Annotated in this window: 11 protein-coding genes; 6 read left to right on the top strand and 5 right to left on the bottom strand. The window is 65.6% G+C overall.

The features are described from left to right. Window positions 1-8: 8 nt before the first annotated feature. The 4 genes from ACODS9_RS00515 to ACODS9_RS00500 form a co-directional block, all read right to left on the bottom strand. Entirely contained in the window at window positions 9-2,264 is a 2,256-nt protein-coding gene (locus ACODS9_RS00515) for a helicase C-terminal domain-containing protein (RefSeq protein WP_489092986.1), read from the bottom strand. Next, entirely contained in the window at window positions 2,261-3,913 is a 1,653-nt protein-coding gene (locus tag ACODS9_RS00510; RefSeq protein ID WP_489093131.1) for a VRR-NUC domain-containing protein, read from the bottom strand. The genes ACODS9_RS00515 and ACODS9_RS00510 overlap by 4 nt, the downstream gene beginning before the upstream one ends. 79 nt (window positions 3,914-3,992) lie before the next feature. Continuing rightward, window positions 3,993-5,372, bottom strand: coding sequence for a hypothetical protein (locus ACODS9_RS00505; RefSeq protein WP_489092985.1), 1,380 nt, complete (start codon window positions 5,370-5,372; stop codon window positions 3,993-3,995). A gap of 208 nt (window positions 5,373-5,580) precedes the next feature. Then, window positions 5,581-6,606, bottom strand: a complete 1,026-nt coding sequence (locus ACODS9_RS00500) for a zinc-dependent alcohol dehydrogenase family protein (protein WP_367856160.1) — start codon at window positions 6,604-6,606, stop codon at window positions 5,581-5,583. Between the two features lie 207 nt (window positions 6,607-6,813). On the opposite strand from ACODS9_RS00500, the gene ACODS9_RS00495 reads away from it, so the two are divergent. Then, window positions 6,814-7,728: a LysR family transcriptional regulator gene (locus ACODS9_RS00495; RefSeq protein ID WP_046855927.1), complete on the top strand. Its 915-nt coding sequence runs from the start codon at window positions 6,814-6,816 to the stop codon at window positions 7,726-7,728. A gap of 73 nt (window positions 7,729-7,801) precedes the next feature. On the opposite strand, the gene ACODS9_RS00490 is transcribed toward ACODS9_RS00495, so the two are convergent. After that, a complete protein-coding gene (locus ACODS9_RS00490; RefSeq protein WP_102684954.1) occupies window positions 7,802-8,860 on the bottom strand; it encodes a sigma-54 interaction domain-containing protein in 1,059 nt (352 codons plus the stop codon). 293 nt (window positions 8,861-9,153) lie between these two features. Between ACODS9_RS00490 and ACODS9_RS00485 the strand changes: the two genes are divergently transcribed. The 5 genes from ACODS9_RS00485 (at window position 9,154) to ACODS9_RS00465 (ending at window position 17,016) form a co-directional block, all read left to right on the top strand. Continuing rightward, the gene (locus tag ACODS9_RS00485) at window positions 9,154-10,227 is read left to right on the top strand and encodes an ABC transporter substrate-binding protein (RefSeq protein ID WP_110699543.1); all 1,074 of its coding nucleotides are present in this window, start codon (window positions 9,154-9,156) and stop codon (window positions 10,225-10,227) included. Window positions 10,228-10,238: 11 nt separating this feature from the next. Further along, entirely contained in the window at window positions 10,239-11,462 is a 1,224-nt protein-coding gene (locus tag ACODS9_RS00480) for a lipase family protein (RefSeq protein ID WP_367856253.1), read from the top strand. Between the two features lie 12 nt (window positions 11,463-11,474). After that, a complete protein-coding gene (locus tag ACODS9_RS00475) occupies window positions 11,475-12,674 on the top strand; it encodes an LLM class flavin-dependent oxidoreductase (RefSeq protein WP_277503684.1) in 1,200 nt (399 codons plus the stop codon). A gap of 4 nt (window positions 12,675-12,678) precedes the next feature. Then, window positions 12,679-14,232 (top strand): ABC transporter substrate-binding protein, encoded by a 1,554-nt coding sequence (locus ACODS9_RS00470; RefSeq protein WP_489092984.1) that lies wholly within the window; start codon window positions 12,679-12,681, stop codon window positions 14,230-14,232. A gap of 207 nt (window positions 14,233-14,439) precedes the next feature. After that, window positions 14,440-17,016 carry a TonB-dependent receptor gene (locus tag ACODS9_RS00465; protein ID WP_489092983.1) on the top strand — a complete coding sequence of 859 codons (2,577 nt, stop codon included), beginning with the start codon at window positions 14,440-14,442 and terminating at the stop codon, window positions 17,014-17,016. The last annotated feature ends 6 nt before the right edge of the window (window positions 17,017-17,022 follow it).

Here is a 17,022-nt window from a genome sequence, read left to right as displayed (position 1 = left end):
GGCGGCGTTCACGCCAGTTGCCACCAGCCGGGGAACATCTGCCGCACCCGCGGTTCGGCAAAACGCTCGTCGATCAGCACCAGCACGCCACGGTCGTGGTCGCCGCGGATCACCCGGCCGGCGGCCTGGATCACCTTGCGCACCCCCGGATAGAGATACGCATAGTCGAAACCGGCGCCGAACTGCCGACCCAGGCGCTGTTTGAACTGCTCGTTGACCGGATTGACCTGGGGCAGGCCGAGGGTGGCGACGAAGGCGCCGATCAGGCGAGTGCCCGGCAGGTCGACACCCTCGCCGAAGGCACCACCGAGCACGGCGAAGCCCACTCCTTGCCCATGCTCCACGAAGCGCGCCAGGAAGGCCTCGCGGCTGACCTCGTCCATCCCGGGGGACTGACGCCAGATAGGTAGCGCCGGATAGCGTTCGGTCAGCAGCCGCGCCACCTGCTCGAGGTACTCGAAGCTGCTGAAAAAGGCCAGGTAGTTGCCCGGCTGGCCGGCGAACTGGGCGGCGATCAGCTCGACGATCGGCGCCAGTGAGGCCTGGCGCTGCTGGTAGCGGGTGGACACCTCGCTGACGATGCGCACCTGCAACTGCTCGGCGCGAAACGGCGCGGCGACCTCCAGCCAGGCAGTGTCGGCCGGCATGCCCAGCAGGTCGCTGTAGAAGTGCCTGGGGTTGAGCGTGGCGGAAAACAGCGTGACGCTGCGCGCCGCGCTCATGCGCGGGCCCAGCAGTCGGGCAGGCACCACATTGCGCAGGCACAACGTGGCCAGGCGCCGCCCACGGGGGCCGTTGCGCGGGCTGATATCGAACAGGAAGTGCTCATCGAACAACTCGGCGATACGGCTGAACTGCAAGGCCTGGAAGTAGAACTCCAGCACCTTGGGCTCGACCTCGGCGGGCGCCTGGTTCATGCGTTCCTGGATCAGCCCGATGCATTGCTGCAGGGCACGCAGGAAAGCATCAGGCAACTGCTCGCTGGCCTGGTACGGTGCGATTTGCGCCTTGTACAACGCATTCCATTGTCGATTCAGCCGGTCGAGGGCGCTGCCGAGCCCGGCCGGCTGGCCCTGGCGCAGCGCCAGCAATTGGCCCTGGTCGAGGCTGGCGCTGTACATCTGCCGCCCGCGCTCGACCAGGTTGTGCGCCTCGTCCACCAGCACCGCCGTGCGCCACTGGTTGGCCTGGGCCAGGCCGAACAGCAGCGCATGGGCGTCGAAGTAGTAGTTGTAGTCGGCCACCAGCAGGTCGACCCAGCGCGCCATCTCCTGCCCCAGGTAATAGGGGCAGACCTGGTGCGCCAGGGCCACCTCGCGCAGGCTGGGGCGGTCGAGCAGCGGCACCTGCGCGGCCGCTTCACGGGCGGCGGGCAGGCGGTCGTAGAAGCCCCGCGCCAAGGGGCAGGACTCGCCATGGCAGGCGTTTTGTGGATACTCGCAGGCCTTGTCGCGGGCGATCAGCTCCAGGCTGCGCAGGGCCGGTTGCGGCGACGCCAAGGTGATCTGGCGCAGCGCATCGAGGGCCAGGGCCCGGCCCGGGGTCTTGGCCGTGAGAAAGTAGAGCTTGTCCAAGTGCTGCGGCACCACGGCCTTGAGCAGCGGAAACAGAGTACCGAGGGTCTTGCCAATGCCGGTGCTGGCCTGGGCCATCAGGCAACGGCCGGTGCTCACCGCCTTGTACAGGGTCTCGGCCAGCTGCCGCTGGCCTTGACGGAACGCAGGGTAAGGAAAGCTCAGGGCCTGCAGGCCCCGGTCACGTTCAACCAGGCGTCGCTCCTGCGCCTGCGCCCAGGCCAGGAAGCGCTGGCATTGGGCCTCGAAAAAGCGCCTGAGGTCGTCGGCGCCGTAATGCTCGTTGATCACGGTCTGGCCGTCGCTGTCGACGTCCAGGTAGACCAGCGCCACGTCGATCGCCGGCAACTGCCGCGCCTGGCACAGCAACCAGGCGTAGACCTTGGCCTGGGCCCAGTGCAGTTGGCGGTGATTGTCGGGCTGACGGGCGAGGTCGCCGCGATGGGTCTTGATCTCTTCCAGCCGGTTGCGTGCCGGGTCGTAGCCATCGGCACGGCCGCGCACCCTCAAGCCTTGGTATTCGCCCTCCAGCGCCACCTCCGACTCATAGCCGGCGCCGCGCTTGGCCACCACCCGGCGATGCCCGGCAATGCCTTCCTGGGCACTGGGCGACGGCGTGAAGCGCAGGTCGAGGTCGCCGATCTTGGCGCTGAATTCGCACAGGGTGCGCACGGCCACGGTGTAGCTCATGCCGGCGTGGCCTGCCAGCGCACATGGCAGACCGCCACCGGCAGCCCGTGGGTATGGCAGAACTCGAGCCAGCGCAGCTGGTTGTCCTGCAGGCGGTCGCCCGGCCCCTTGACCTCGACCATGCGATAGCCGCCCTGCCCCGGCCAGAACTGAATAAGGTCGGGCATGCCGGCGCGGTTGGCGCGGATGTCCTGCAGCAAACGCAGGAAGCAGGCTTTCAAATGCTCGGGCGGCAAGTGCTCGAGTGCCTGTTCGAGCAGTGGCTCGTCGAGCATCTGCCAGAACACGAACGGCGACTGCAGGCCTTGCTTGGCCGCATGGCAATCGCGGATGGCCTGACGGTAGCTGCCGTCGTCCAGGCGCCGCAGGCAGGTGTCGAACAGTGCGCCGCGACGCTGCTGGAAATCGCTGTCGTGCAGGTCTTGCGGCCCGGCCTGGAATGGATTGAAGAAAGCGCCTGGTACCGGTGCGAAGATCGCCTCCCAGCACAGCAGGCCGAACAGGCTGTTGAACAAGGTGTTCTCGACGTAGTGGACAACGCCGCCGTCCTGTTCCAGATGCTGGCGCACCGCCTCCTCCACCCCCAGTGACGCCATCGCGACCGGCAGTTCCAGCTCGATGAGCGTAACCGCGCTCGTGCGCCGACGCGGTTGTGGCGGGCCGCCGAGTTTGCGCGCCAGGCGCGGCAGCATGCGCTCCAGTGCCTGGCGCTCCAACGCGTTGGCAGGCGCCTGGGCCATGGCCTGGGCCAATGCGAGTGCCGGCTGCCACTGCTCGCTGCGCTCATAGACCCGGACCTGACGGATGCGCGCCTCGGGGTGGGCGCAGTCGGCATAGACCTGCAACGCCAGCTCCCAGTCGCCAGCACGCTCGCATTGCTGGCCGATGCTGAACAGCAGCCGCGCCCGACGTCGGACCAACCAGGGGTTGCTGTGGTCCAGGCCCGCGAGTGCCGCAAGCAGTTCGGCGGGCGCGGCGCCCTGCTCGAGGCGCTCGGCACACTGGTGCAGGGCCATGGCCAGGTCAACCTCGGTCCGCTGGCGCAAGGCTCGCGAATCGGCGCTGAACGCCACCTGTTCGTAACGGAACACGCCCAGATCGGCGAGCACGAAATCGGACCAGCTCTGGTACAGGTTGCCAAAGAACAACAGCCGCAACCGGTCGCATAACGGCTGCCGGCTCCAGTGCAGGATCAGCGTCGGGAAATCGGGGCACCACTGTGCCAGTGGCCTGGGCGCCAACTCGAGTGCCTGCAGCTGTTCCAGCAATTCGGCCTTGCTCGCCCGAGGCCGAGGAATTTTCCCGGTGAAAAGCCCGGCCAGCTCGTCCTTGCGCAGCAAAGCCCACAATTGTTCGACGGCCAACGGTGCGTCGGTCGCTACCCAGCCCAAAGCCAGCAGCGGCACCAGGGCCGCGTCGGTATCGCCGATCTCGGCATAGTCGAGCTTGTCACTGCGAAACCACTCGCCTTTGCGCATGACCATCCGTACCAGCAGCGCCTGCGCGGACACCGGCAGCTCGCCGAACACCTGGATGAAACTGTGCTCGTCGTGGTCCAGCAGGTCGGCGTAGCGTTGCCCGACCCAGCTCAGGACCTGACGGAAGTTATACAGGTAGTACAAGGGATCATCGACGGAATGGGCGATCACGGTGCAGTTCAGGCGCGGGGGAACAGACACTGGTTATACATACAGATCGCCTACTGGGGCAAGTGCGCTGGATCAACGGTCAGGCGCTGCCCCACGCACCGGCCGGCAGCGGCCGCAGCCACAGGTCGCGCCGCCCCAGCAACTGGTACAGGCGCCGTGCCTGGCTGCCGAGCGTGCCGGCGTACAGTGCCCGCAACTGCGCAAGCTGCAGGCCGCTGGTGTCCACCAGCCACTGGCTGACAGGCTCCGGGCAAGTCCGACCCTGCAGGGCACGGTGCAGGTACGGCAACGCCACGCGCATACCGGGATGGCAGCGCAGCACGAAAGCTTCGAGGTTGTGCCCCTGCGCGTCGAAGGGGGTGAACAGTTGGCAGACCAGCTGCGCTTCATTGACGCCGTATGCCGCAAGCAGTCGCGCCTTCGCCTCGTCGCGCAACGCCCGCCCCTGCGGCCAGGCCACCGACGGCTGGCGCAAGCGCTGGTAGAACGCCTGCGCGCCCTCACGATAGGTACGCTGCTCGAGGTACTGCGCCTTGAGGCCATGCAGGTGGGCCAGCGGCAAGGGGTCGAACAACCCGGCCGGCCCCTGGGCGTGCCAGGCCTGCGCCTCCTCTCGCCCAAGCATGCGGTCAAGGTGACCGCCGTCATCGGGATGGCGCAGCAGATCCTCCACCGTCATCAGGTGGGTATCGCTCCAGGGCTGATCGTGCCTGGGCGCTGACGGCGGCTGCCAAGGGTCGGACAGCACCTGGTGCAGCTGTTCGACACCGGCGGCCAGGACGCTGTGGGGTGTCACGGTGTGCGCGACCTCCCCGCTATGGCGCAGGCAGCGCCGCCCCCAGGCCAGCAGGCGGTGGCGCTGGGCAAGCGGCGCGGCGCTGACCAGGAGTTGCTCGCCGTCTTGCCCACCCAGCACCTGCCCAAGGCTGGCCCCCACATCCAGATACCCCCTGGCCCCGAGCAAAGCCCCCGGTTGCCCGCCGGCGAGGTGCCCGAACAGCAGCCAGGCGTTACCCGCGGCGGCCAACTGTTCGGCCGAACAAGCCTGTCGGGCACCAAACGGGCCGAGCTGCCCGCCATCGGCGCGCAACAGCTCCACCCGCGGATCATCGTGCAGGAACAGTGCGCTGAAGCAACGGTCGTGAAGGGCCAGGGCGGTGTCGTCGAGGGTGGGCAGGCGCGCCGCCAGCACCCGCAGGCGGAAGGTGGCGGCGTGGCGAATGGCGATACTCAGTTGCGCGGCGCGCAGGCAGGCCAGCAGATGCGCGCTGCGCCGGTCCACGCCGTGCAGGGCCAGGACCCGCAGGTTGCCGATGCAGTCCTGGCCACCGGCGATGACCAGCAGGCGCTGGATCAGCAACTGCACCGAGGCGCGCTGGGCCTGGCTCATGTGCTCCAGCAGGCGCTGCAGGACCTGCTGGTAGATGTAGTGCATGGCTTGGTCGTGGGTCTCGGTCATGCTATCGCTCCATCTCCCTGACGGCTTCGAATTGAAGTCCGATTCTGGCAGATGAATAGCTGACCGGGCTTGAAGGAAACTTCCCAAAACCGGGTAGGAAAATTAGCTATGTTTGCTGGCAAGGCCACAAGGCAAAGCCCGCCCCTGCAGGGCGGGCGTCATGCCACGGCGGGAGAAGCAGGCTTACCCGGCGCAGGCGTCGGCAGCGTCAGCCCTGCCCGCCCATGTCCAGCACCACCCGGCCACCGCAAGGGCAGGCGTCCATATGCCGGTGCGCCTCGACCACCTGCTCGAACGGGTACACCTTGATGATCTGCGGCGTCAGCAGCTGGTCGGCGGTGAACTGGTTGATATCGCGCAAGGCCCGCTGCAACGCCACTTGGTCCTGGGTGATGCCCAGCTCCGGCTTGCCGGTGAAGTTGCCGATGCAGTGCACATGGAACTGGATGTTCTTCTGGAACGCCGCGCAGGCCGGGAACGGCGTCTGGTTACCGCCCTGCAGGCCATACAGCACCAGGTTGCCGCGCGGTGCCAGGACATCGCCGAGCAGCGACATCTGCGGGCCGCCCATGCCGTCGAGGACCATGTCCACGCCACGGCCATCGGTGTACTTGCCGATCTGCATCAGCAGGTCCTGCTCCTCGGTGACGATCACCTTGTCCGCGCCCAGGCCCAGCAGGTATTCACGCTGCTCGGGTTCCTTGGTGGCAGCGAACACCTTCAACCCCAGGGCCTTGCCCAGCTGCACGAAGGCCGGCCCGGCACAGTGGCTGGCGTCGGTGACCAGCGCGGTCTGCCCGGCCTTGGCCCGGGCCAGGTCGACATAGGCGAAGTAGGCAATCAGCAGCGGGGTGTAGTGCACGCTGGCCTCGATCGGGGTCAGCACGTCAGGGTAACGGGTGATGGCGCTGCGCGGCAGCACGATCACGTCACCGTAGACCGGATGGTCGTTGGGGCTGGTGGCCGGGAAGCTGGCGACCCGGTCGCCCACCGCGATATCGTCCACGCCCTCGCCGACCGCGGTGACCACGCCGGCCATTTCATGGCCGATACCCGCCGGCAGCCGCGCCTGGGACGGCGCCAGGTTCTGCCGCCAGAGCACGTCGTACCAGCTGATGCCGATCGCCTCGACGCGGATCTGTACCTCGCCGGTGGTCGGGGACGGTTCGGCCTGCTCCTCGCAACGGAGCACATCGGCCTGGCCGAACTTGTGGAAACGGATCATGCGGGACATCGCATACCTCGCCTTTGTGAATCTCGTATTACCACGGACTTTATCCGGGCTTTCACGGTTGGACCATCAGTGGCTGTTAATAGTCGACATGCCTGTCATTGATTGGGCCCCTGACAAATCTGTGCATTGGCACCCGGAAATCGGTGCAGGGTACCAGCCTTTGGCCTTAAGATTCACCCCTGCCCCACTTCAGGCGAGCCGCATCGAATGAATCGTAACGACTTGCGTCGCGTAGACCTCAACCTGCTGATCGTGTTCGAGACGCTGATGCACGAACGCAGCGTGACCCGCGCCGCCGAGAAACTGTTCCTCGGCCAGCCGGCGATCAGCGCCGCGCTGTCGCGCCTGCGCAACCTGTTCGACGACCCGTTGTTCGTGCGTACCGGACGCAGCATGGAGCCGTCGGCGCGCGCCCACGAAATCTTCGCCCTGCTGTCGCCGGCGCTGGACTCGATCTCCACCGCCGTCAGCCGCGCCGCCGAGTTCGACCCGGCCACCAGCAACGCGGTGTTCCGCATCGGCCTGTCGGATGACGCCGAATTCGCCCTGCTGCCCCAACTGCTCAAGCGCATCCGCGCCGAGGCGCCCGGCATCGTGCTGGTGGTGCGCCGGGTCAACTACCTGCTGATGCCCACCCTGCTGGCCTCCGGCGAAATCTCGGTGGGCGTGAGCTACACCAGCGACCTGCCGGCCAACGCCAAGCGCAAGGTACTGCGCCGCAGCATGCCCAAGCTGCTGCGCGCAGACAGCATGCCCGGCAACATCACCCTGGACGACTTCTGCGCCCGACCCCATGCGTTGGTGTCGTTCGCCGGCGACCTGTCCGGGTTCATCGACGAGGCGCTGGAGGAGATCGGCCGCAAGCGTCATGTGGTGCTGGCCGTGCCGCAGTTCAACGGCTTGGGGAGCTTGCTGGCGGGGACCGATATCGTTGCCACTGTGCCGGATTACACCGCCGATGCCCTCACGGCAGCGGGCGGCCTGCGGGCCGAGGACCTGCCGCTGGAAGTGCGCAGCTTCGAACTGCACATGGCCTGGCGCGGGGCGCAGGATAATGATCCGGCGGAGCGGTGGTTGAGGTCGCGGATACAGATGTTTTTTGGAGACCCCGATAGCCTGTGATCAGGTTCCACCAAGCAAAATATGGCCTCTAGATACATCTACCATTTGGACATAACAAAGACCTGTCCAACCATCATGCCTTAGACAGCTCACCAATCTTCTCCAGCCGCGCCCGCACGATATTGCGGCTGATGCTCAGCAAGCGCCCGGTCTGCAGCTGATTGCCGTGGCAATACCGATACGCCGCCCTGAACACAGTCTCCTCGATATGCTCATACAAGTTCGGGACATTCTGCTCGAATAGCGCCAGCAAAGCGCTTTCCAATTCCGGCGGTGCCGCGCTGGCTGCCGGCAAGTAAGCCTGTGCAACAGGCGCCGCCACCTGTGGCCGGATATCGACCAAGTGCAGGTCCGCCGGTGCCACCACCTGATATCGGCACACCAGCAACGCATGGTGAATGGCATTTTCCAGCTCGCGGATGTTGCCCGGCCAGCTATGCGCCAGCAACTTGCGCTCGGCATCCGGGCTCAGCGATGCCCGTTCGTAACCCAGCCGTCGGCAATGTTCTTCAATGAAGAATTCCGCCAGCGGCAGGATGTCTCCTGGCCGCTCACGCAAGGGCGGCAGGCGTATCGTTGCGACGTGCAGGCGGTAGAACAAATCCTCTCGAAAATGCCCTGCCACCACCGCATCAGCCAGGTTGACGTTGGTTGCCGCCACCAGCCGCACGTTGATCGGTATCGGCGTACGTGAGCCCAGGCGCACCACCTCACGCTCCTGCAGCACGCGCAACAACTTCACCTGCATGTTCAACGGCAGGTCGCCGATTTCGTCGAGGAACAGCGTGCCGCCATTGGCCGCCTCGAACCAGCCGGCCTTGTTGCTGGTAGCGCCCGTAAAAGCGCCTTTCTCGTGGCCGAACAACTCGCTCTCCACCAGGGTTTCGGCAAAGGCGCCGCAGTTCACCGCCACGAATGGCTCACGCCCACGGCGGCTAAGGTGGTGGATATGACGGGCGACGAGCTCCTTGCCGGTGCCGGTTTCGCCGATGATCAGGGTATTGGCCTCGCTGGGCGCCAGGCGCTCGATGCGGCTGAGCAGCTCCTGGGAGCGCGGGTCCTTGAACACGAGCACAGTGGCGCGTACCGACTTGGTCAGCTCGCGGGCATTTGGGTGGGTGATCAGCGACATGGGGGCATTCCTGGCAGTTGACGCGCAGGCCCATAGTGCATGAAACAAATTAGATCAAAAAATTATTAATTAGCATTTGAATATTCGAATTGGAAATATTCGATTTTTCAACAATCGACTGCTGCTACAGCAGCAATCCGCCAGCACTGCCCTGCCCGCCGATCAGCAGTCCCTGCCCTTCACGCCCACTTCCCTTTGGCTGGAGGCCCTGTAGATAAAGGGCTGTAGCCACCTCACAGCATGCTGGCATGCATTTCGCTCCTGGCCTGTAGAACCTTTGCCTGGAGCTGCACATGAACAATCCCTGGCGTCACGCCCTCGCCCTGCTGGGCGGTCTGTTCCTCAGCCTGGCTGCGCTGGCAGCCGAGCCACCGGCGGCGGTGCGCATCGCCATCGTCGCCTTCACCCAGGGCGGCGCGCCAGTGTTCGGTGGCATCCCTGGGCGGGTGATCGAAGAAGGCTGGCTGGAACAGCAACTGGCCGCCCGCGGCGTGAAATTGCAATGGACCGCCCTGCCCCATGCCGGCGCCGGGCCGCAGATCAACGAAGGTTTCAGCAACGACAGCCTGGACTTTGCCGTGCGCGGCGACCTGCCCTCGGTCATCGCCGGTGCCGGCCAGGTGCCGGGCAAGCTGGTGGTGCCGGGCGGCAGCGGCAACAACATCTACCTGGTGGTGCCGAGCAATTCCACGGCACGCAGCATCCAGGACCTCAAGGGCAAGCGCCTGGCGCTGCACCGCGGCCGGCCATGGGAATTCGCCTTCAGCAATTTCCTGCAGAGCCAGGGCCTGCAACTGAGCGATTTCAAGATCGCCAACCTCAACCCGCAGGTCGGCGCCGCTGCGGTGTCTGCCGGTAAAGTGGATGCCGCCGTGCTGCTCAACGAAGCCTACGCCCTGGAAGACAAAGGCGTGGCGCGCATCCTCTGGTCGACCAAACAAGGCGCCAACGACTGGCGGCTGGTCTCCGACCTCTGGGGCACTGACCGCTTCGTGCAGCAGCATGCTGACCTGACGCAATTGGTGGCCACCGCCTGGGTGCGCGCGGCCTGGTGGATCTCCCAGGAGCACAACCGCGACGCCTACTACGCGCTGTCTTCGCGCGCCGGCGTCAGCGAAAGCGTGCTGCGCCGTGACGACCAGGACGACCCGGTGGCCTGGAAGGCGCGCTGGGCACCGAAAAGCGATGCCCAGCTCAAGGCCCACTACGACGCCCTTGGCCAGTACGCCTTGGCCAACCGGCTGATCCGCACCCCCTACGACATTACCAGCGACCTGGCCACGGGCTTTACCCGCCAGGCGTTGATCGACCTGCAACTGACCCACTACTGGCCATCCTTCGACGCCCAGATCAGCCAACACCCTTGAGAGACTTTCCCATGAAACTGCCTGCTTCGCTCATCTTCGGTCTCAGCGCCCTGGCCCTGTCCATCGGCGCCATGGCCGCCGAAACCTACGCCCCCAAACCAGACCCGCAACAGGGCGATGGTCGTGTGTCGGCCTTCTACACCTGGACCAAGGCCATCCCCGCTACCCCCGGCAAACTGCTGCGCAGCGAACCGCTGGAGCAGGCGCTCAGCCTGCCCAATGCCGCCAGCGCGCAACGCCTCCTTTACACCTCGCTCGATGGTATCGACGGCAAGACCCCAATCGTGGTTTCCGGTGCGCTGTTCATCCCCAAAGGCAAGGCACCAGCGGGCGGCTGGCCGGTCGCCAGCTGGGGCCATGGCACCGTCGGCGTGGCGGATATCTGCGCGCCGTCCTGGGCAGGCCGCAGCTACCGCGACGTGCAATACCTCAATCGCTGGCTCGATGAAGGCTATGCCATTGTCGCCACTGACTACCAGGGCCTGGGTGTGCCGGGCGGCCACCCGCTGCTGAACAACCGCATGGCCGCCTACGGCATTCTCGATGCGGCCAAGGCCGTGGTCGCCGGCGTGCCGGGGCTGGCCGACAAGGTGTTGATCATCGGCCAGTCGCAAGGGGGGGCCGGGGCCTTTGCCGCCGGGGCCTATGCGGCGACTTACGCGCCCAAGCTGGGCGTCAAGGGCAGTATCGGCACAGGTGTGATCTACACCGTGGGCGCGAAGAATGTGGGCGAACAGGACCAGGACAAGGTCGACCCGGCCCTGGCCTACGGCTTCTATACCCTGCTCGCCGCACAGCAGTATGACCCGAGCATCGACCCGCGCGACTTCTACACCGACAAGGCCCTGCCGCTGTTCGAGCAAGCGCGCACCAGTTGCCTGTCAGCATTGGTCAGCGACGTGGTCGGTACCGGCCTTACCCCGGCCAACGCCAAGAAAGACTACAAGGGCGATCAGCTCAAGCCATGGCTGGCGCAGGTGTCGTACCCAACCCTGAAGCTTGCCCAGCCGATCTTCATTGGCACCGGCGCCGAGGACAAGACCCCCGCTGCCACCACTCAGGTCGCGCTGATGCAGGATGCCTGCAAAGCCGGCTCGGTGGTGCAGGGCCACCTCTACAAGGGCCTGGGCCATAGCGAAACGGTGAATGCGTCGCTCAAGGACTCCATCCCGTTCGCGCGCCAGGTCATCAGCGACCAGCCGGTCACCCCCAATTGCAGCCCAAGCGTCCAGTAAGGAGGCCAGCCCATGAGCATCGAATTCTTTACCCGCCTGCCCCTGCATGGCGAAACCCAGTTTCTCCCCGGCGACCCGCGCAACCGCGGCGACTGGCATGCGGGCGGGCCCAGCACCGGTGCGGTGTCGGGGTTTGCCGTGGGTGACCACTTCACCTATATCGACTACCTCGGCCAGATCGCCCGTGCCGCAGAAATTAATGGCTTTGGCGGCGCGCTGATGGTCAATGCCCCCACTGGCGAAGAGCCGTGGACGGTGTGCTCGCTACTGGCCCGGGAAACCCGCTCGCTGAAGTTCGTCACCGCGTTCCAGCCCTATCACTACACCCCCTGGGTGGCCGTGCAGCAGGCCGCGACCTACCAGCGCGCCACCGGCAACCGCCTGGTGTGGAACATCATCAACGGCGGCTCGGATGCCATCCAGCGCCAGGTCGGCGACTTCGAAGACCATGACCAGCGCTATGCCCGCGCCACCGAGTTCATGGACGTGGTGCGCGGCTACTGGCACCACGAGCAGTTCCATTACCAAGGCACCTACTACCGCGCCGAAGGCGGTGGCCTGCGCGGGCCGCTGAAAAAGGCCGAGCTGCCGCTGATCTGCACGGCCGGCTCGTCGGTGGCAGCACGGGAGTTCGCCGCCAAGCACGCCGACTTCTACCTGATGCGCGCTGAACACCCGGACGAGATTGCCGCGCTGATCGCAGATATCCGCGCCCGCGCGCTGAAGTGGGGCCGCACCGATATTCGCTTCGGCCTGTCCATCGATGTGATCGCCCGCGAAACCGAAGACGCAGCACTGGCCGAGGCCAAGCGGTTCTTCGACGAAGGCGTGGCCAAGGGCACGGTCAAGGCGCGCGCCGCTCACGCCGGCCTGCGCACGGCGCGCAAGCTGAGCTACGAGCATGGCTACAACGACAAGGACGAGCAACAGGCCTTCGACGACTTCTTCATCCACCCCAATGTGTGGACTGGCTTCGGCTACATCGGCATCCCGCCGGGCTGCGCGCTGGTGGGCAGCTACGCCAACGTGGTGGCGCGTATCCGCGAGTACCACGGCATCGGTGTCGATCTGTTCTTCCTTGCCGGCTACCCGCACCTGGAAGAAGCCTACCGTATCGGTGAGCACATCCTGCCGCACTTTCGTGAGCAGCGTGCAGCCCTTGCCCGCCCGGTAGCCGAACCCGTGCCACTGCACGCCAGCAACGGAGCCTGACGCCATGGCCAGGGACGGTTACCCACTGAGCCGGCGCAGCTTTCTCGGCCACGCCGGCGTACTGGCCGGCGGGCTGCTGGCCGGCTGCGGCCCCGCCGACAGCCCGAACCCTGCCGTGGCCGACGAGCCATGCCATGGCGGGCGCCTGCGCCTGGGTATCATCGACGGCAGCCAGAGCGGCAACCTCGACGCCCACAAGCCTGTCGGCAGCGGCATCGTGCGTGGCTTTGCCTTGTACAGCAAGCTGTGGGAGTGGGACGAGCAGATGCAGCCGCGCCTGGCCTTGGCCGAGTTCGCCGAGCCCAATGCCAACGCCAGCAGCTGGACCTTGCGCCTGAAGCCGGGGCTGGAGTTCCACCACGGCAAGACCATCGACGCCGACGATTTGATCTTCTCCATCCGCCGCCTCACCGACCCGCAGCTGGCCTCGCCCTATGCGGCGCTGCTGCACTGGGTGGACCGCAACAACCTGGTCAAGCTGGATGAGCGTACCGTGCGCCTGGGCTTTCGCGAGGGGCGCAGCTACCTGCCACTGCCGGAAACCTGGGTCAACTTCGGCGGCATCGTGCCGGTGGACTACCACCCGGTCACCAACCCGGTCGGCGCCGGGCCGTACAAACTGAAAAGCTTCACCCCAGGCCAGCGCTCGTTGTTTACCCGCTTCGACAATTACTACAAGCCTGGCAAACCGTATGCCGATGAACTGGAGATCATCGACTTCAAGGACCAGACCGGCCGCCTGGCGGCGCTGCGTGCGGGGCAGATCGACATGGCCAACGTCATGTCCACCGAACACCTGCAGGTGCTGCAGGCCGATCCACGGTTACGGTTGCTGAAATCGGTGAGCGGCAACTGGCTGTCGTTCGACATGAACACCGCCAAGGCGCCGTTCGACGATCCGCGGGTGCGCGAGGCGTTCCGCCTGCTGGCCGACCGTGAGGAGCTGGTACGCCGTGCGCTGAATGGCCAAGGCCGGGTGGCCAACGACCTGTATGCGCCGTTCGACCCAACCTTCGACCACAGCATTGGCCCGCGCCCCTATGACCCTCAGCGCGCAGTGCAGTTGCTGCGCGAAGCCGGCCATGAACAGTTGCAGGTGGAACTGGTGACCACTCCTGGACCGGGGTTGGCTTCGGCCCTGGTGCTGGCCGAACAGGCCCGGCGCGTCGGCGTGACACTCAACGTGCGCCAGGTCGACCTGGCCACCTTCCAGGGACCGCAGCGCGACGACTGGACCTTGAGTACCGGCGGCAGCATCGGTGCGCCGTTCCTGGCCAGCGCCATCCACACCGATGCGCCGTTCGCGGTGGCCAACAAGACCCACTTTCATGACCGCGAATTCAGCGAGGCCTTCCTTGGCGCCATGGCCCAGCCGGACCTTGCGCAACGCAAGGCGCTGGTGCACCGGGCGCAACGTATCCAGTACGAGCGCGGCGGCATGCTGATCTGGGGCTTTGCCGACCTGCTCGATGGCGTCAGCACCCGCGTGGGTGGCGCGCAGGCCGAGCAGTCGCTGTTCAGCACCTGGCGGTTCGAGAGTTTGTGGCTCAGAAGTTGACCTGCAGGCCCTCTACCGCCTGTCCCGGCCCTATCACCGGCAAGCCAGCTCCCACAGGGATAGCGCCAGCCTTCAAGCCCATGCAGTCCCTGTGGGAGCTGGCTTGCCGGTGATAGGGCCGGGACAGGCAACACAAAAAAAACCAACCGCAGGCGCGGCTGCGCCCTTGTTTCTCCCACATTCTTACTATTGAACGAGGCCCAGCCAATGTCCCGCGTTACCTTGCTGCACCCCAAATTCCAGCCCAGCGTCCTGGCGCTGGCCATTCTGGCCGGCAGCCTGCCGCCAGCCCGCGCCGAAGATACCCAGCTGCAAACCGTCACCGTGCAGGCCGAACAGGTCGACGACGACGCCCTGCCCACCCGCCCACCGGCCTCGATCTACGGCGGCCTGGAAGCCAAGGTGCTGGACACCCCGCGCTCGGTCACCCAGATCAATGCCGAACAACTGGCCAACGACCCGATCCGCAGTTCCGACGACCTGGTCAAGTACGCTCCCGGCATCACCCGCGGCGGTGGCCAGAACGCCGGCATCGCCCCGCAGATGCGCGGGCAGAACACCGAGGTGTTCCAGGATGGCCAGCGCGCCTACGGCGTGCGCCACCCTGCCAACTTCAACGCCTACGAGGGCGCCGACATCGTCTCCGGGCCGTCGTCGGTGACCTACGGTTCGGTCAGCGGCAGCGGTGGCTACGTCAATTACTTGAGCAAGAAACCCGACTTCAACCGTTTCCGTACCAAGCTCAGCGGCGAAATCGGCAGCTGGATCCCCGATGGCGAATCGCGCGATGCCACCAAGTTCAGCATCGACAACACCGGCCCGATGACGGACAACCTGGCCTACCGGGTGAGCATCACCCGCCAGCGCCAGGAAGACTTCTACGACAACGTCGAGAACAACTTCGACGCCTTCTATGGCGCGCTGGCCTGGCGCAACGACAACCTGCGCGTTGACTGGAACGCAGCCTACGACGACTACTACGACTACAACATCACCCACGGCTGGAACCGCGCCACCCAGGACCTGGTCGACCACGGCAAGTACTACGCCGGTCGCGCCACGCCAATCGTCCAGAACGGCAACAACTTATGGTCGCCGGTGCTCTCCTCCGGCGCCGCCGACGCCCAGGTGCTTGGCTGGGTCCAGCGCCAGCGCAATGCTCAGGGCCAGTATCAGGTAGTCGATGGCAGCTTCCAGAATGCCTCGCCCAATACCCAGGCCAACCCCGGCAGCCTGCGTGGCTGGGTCTACGACCCATCGCTGGCAGGCAACGGCCTGACTTCGTTGTCGTCACAGACCGGCCAGCGCGCGCAGGATGAAAATCGCTCGCGACGCTTTACCACGCAACTGCGCGTCGAAGGCGACCTGACCCCATCGATAACCCTGGCCAACAGCACCTTCTACCAGCACTCCACCGACACCACCGATGCCGTCGGGGCGTTCCAGGTGCAGGGCAAGGACGACATCTTCGACAACCGCTTCGAATTTCGCGCCCGTGGTCAGTGGCAGCTGGGCGACCTGACCCTGGTCGACGACAGCAACACAGGGCTGATCTACCGCCGCGAGCGCAACGAGTCGATCGCCGCCAACAACAGCTTCGGCAGCACCATCAACGCCTATGACCTGACCCTCGACCCGACCTTGAAGAACCCCGGCGACCTGCTCGGCCTGAGCGGCCGTAACCCCGCCGGTGGCAACGCGGCCTGGATCGGCCAACCCGGCGTGCCGCAATTTTCCAGCTACTACGGCTGGCTCAACCTGCCCGCCATATACCCGGCCGGGCACGGCCTGTATGCAGAATCGGTGGCGCCCTACACCGCCGACAGCACCTGGACCACCAAGACCCTGTTCAGCCAACACAACCTGCGCCTGGGCGAACGCGTGGGCCTGAACATCGGCGCCAGCCGCAGCTGGATCGACGCCCGTATCGAAAACCCCTTCGTGCTGCCCGGCGGCAACCCGCGCAAAGACTCGGACAACTACCGGCTGTTCTCGGTGCAGGTAAGCCCCTACGTAAAACCTACAGAAAACAGCACCCTGTACTACACCTTCGACCGCTCGCTGGCGGTGAATACCGGCTTCTTCACCAACGGCCTGGGTTGGGGCAGCGGCACGGGGGCCAATCAGCTCAACCCGCTGGCCTTCGAAAGCCTGAGCGTGCTGCATGAGGTCGGGTTGAAAGTGGAAGCAGTGCCTGACCAGCTGTTCCTTACCCTGGCCGCCTACAAACAGGCCCGCGACCAGTCGCCGGACAGCAACAACAACATCGCCCGGCTGATCGTCAAAGGCTGGGAAGCGACCCTGCGCTACCAGGACCAGCACCTGCGCGGCGGCCTCAACCTCAGCCGCATCAGCGCCTACAACGAGTTCACCAGCCAGGCCGGGTTCGCCTCGGCCGGATTCATGCCCGATAACGGCACCGTATTCGGCGACAACAACAGCCTGAATCAGCGCCCGTCCGGCAAGTTCGATGCGGTGCAGATCCCCGAATACAACGCCGGCGGCTATGTCGACTACCGCTTCGACTCGGGGTTTGGCGTCGAGCTTTCCGGCTGGTGGACCAGCAGCTGGTACCTGAACCTGAGCAAGACGGTGAAAGTGCCGGACGAATACAACCTCGACCTTGCCGTGTACTACCGCCAGCCGCAATGGGGCGTGACGGTGCGCATGCTCAACGTTACCGACGAGCTGAATTTCGTCAGTGGCCTGGCCGGTTCGACCAACACATTCCTGCAACCGATGCCGGGCCGCACGCTGCTGGCCCAGGTCGATTACCAGTTCTGATCACCC

This window comes from Pseudomonas sp. FG36 (assembly GCF_057809275.1).
The sequence above is the reverse complement of the archived record's forward strand: the minus strand, read 5'-3'. Positions and strand labels throughout refer to the sequence as shown.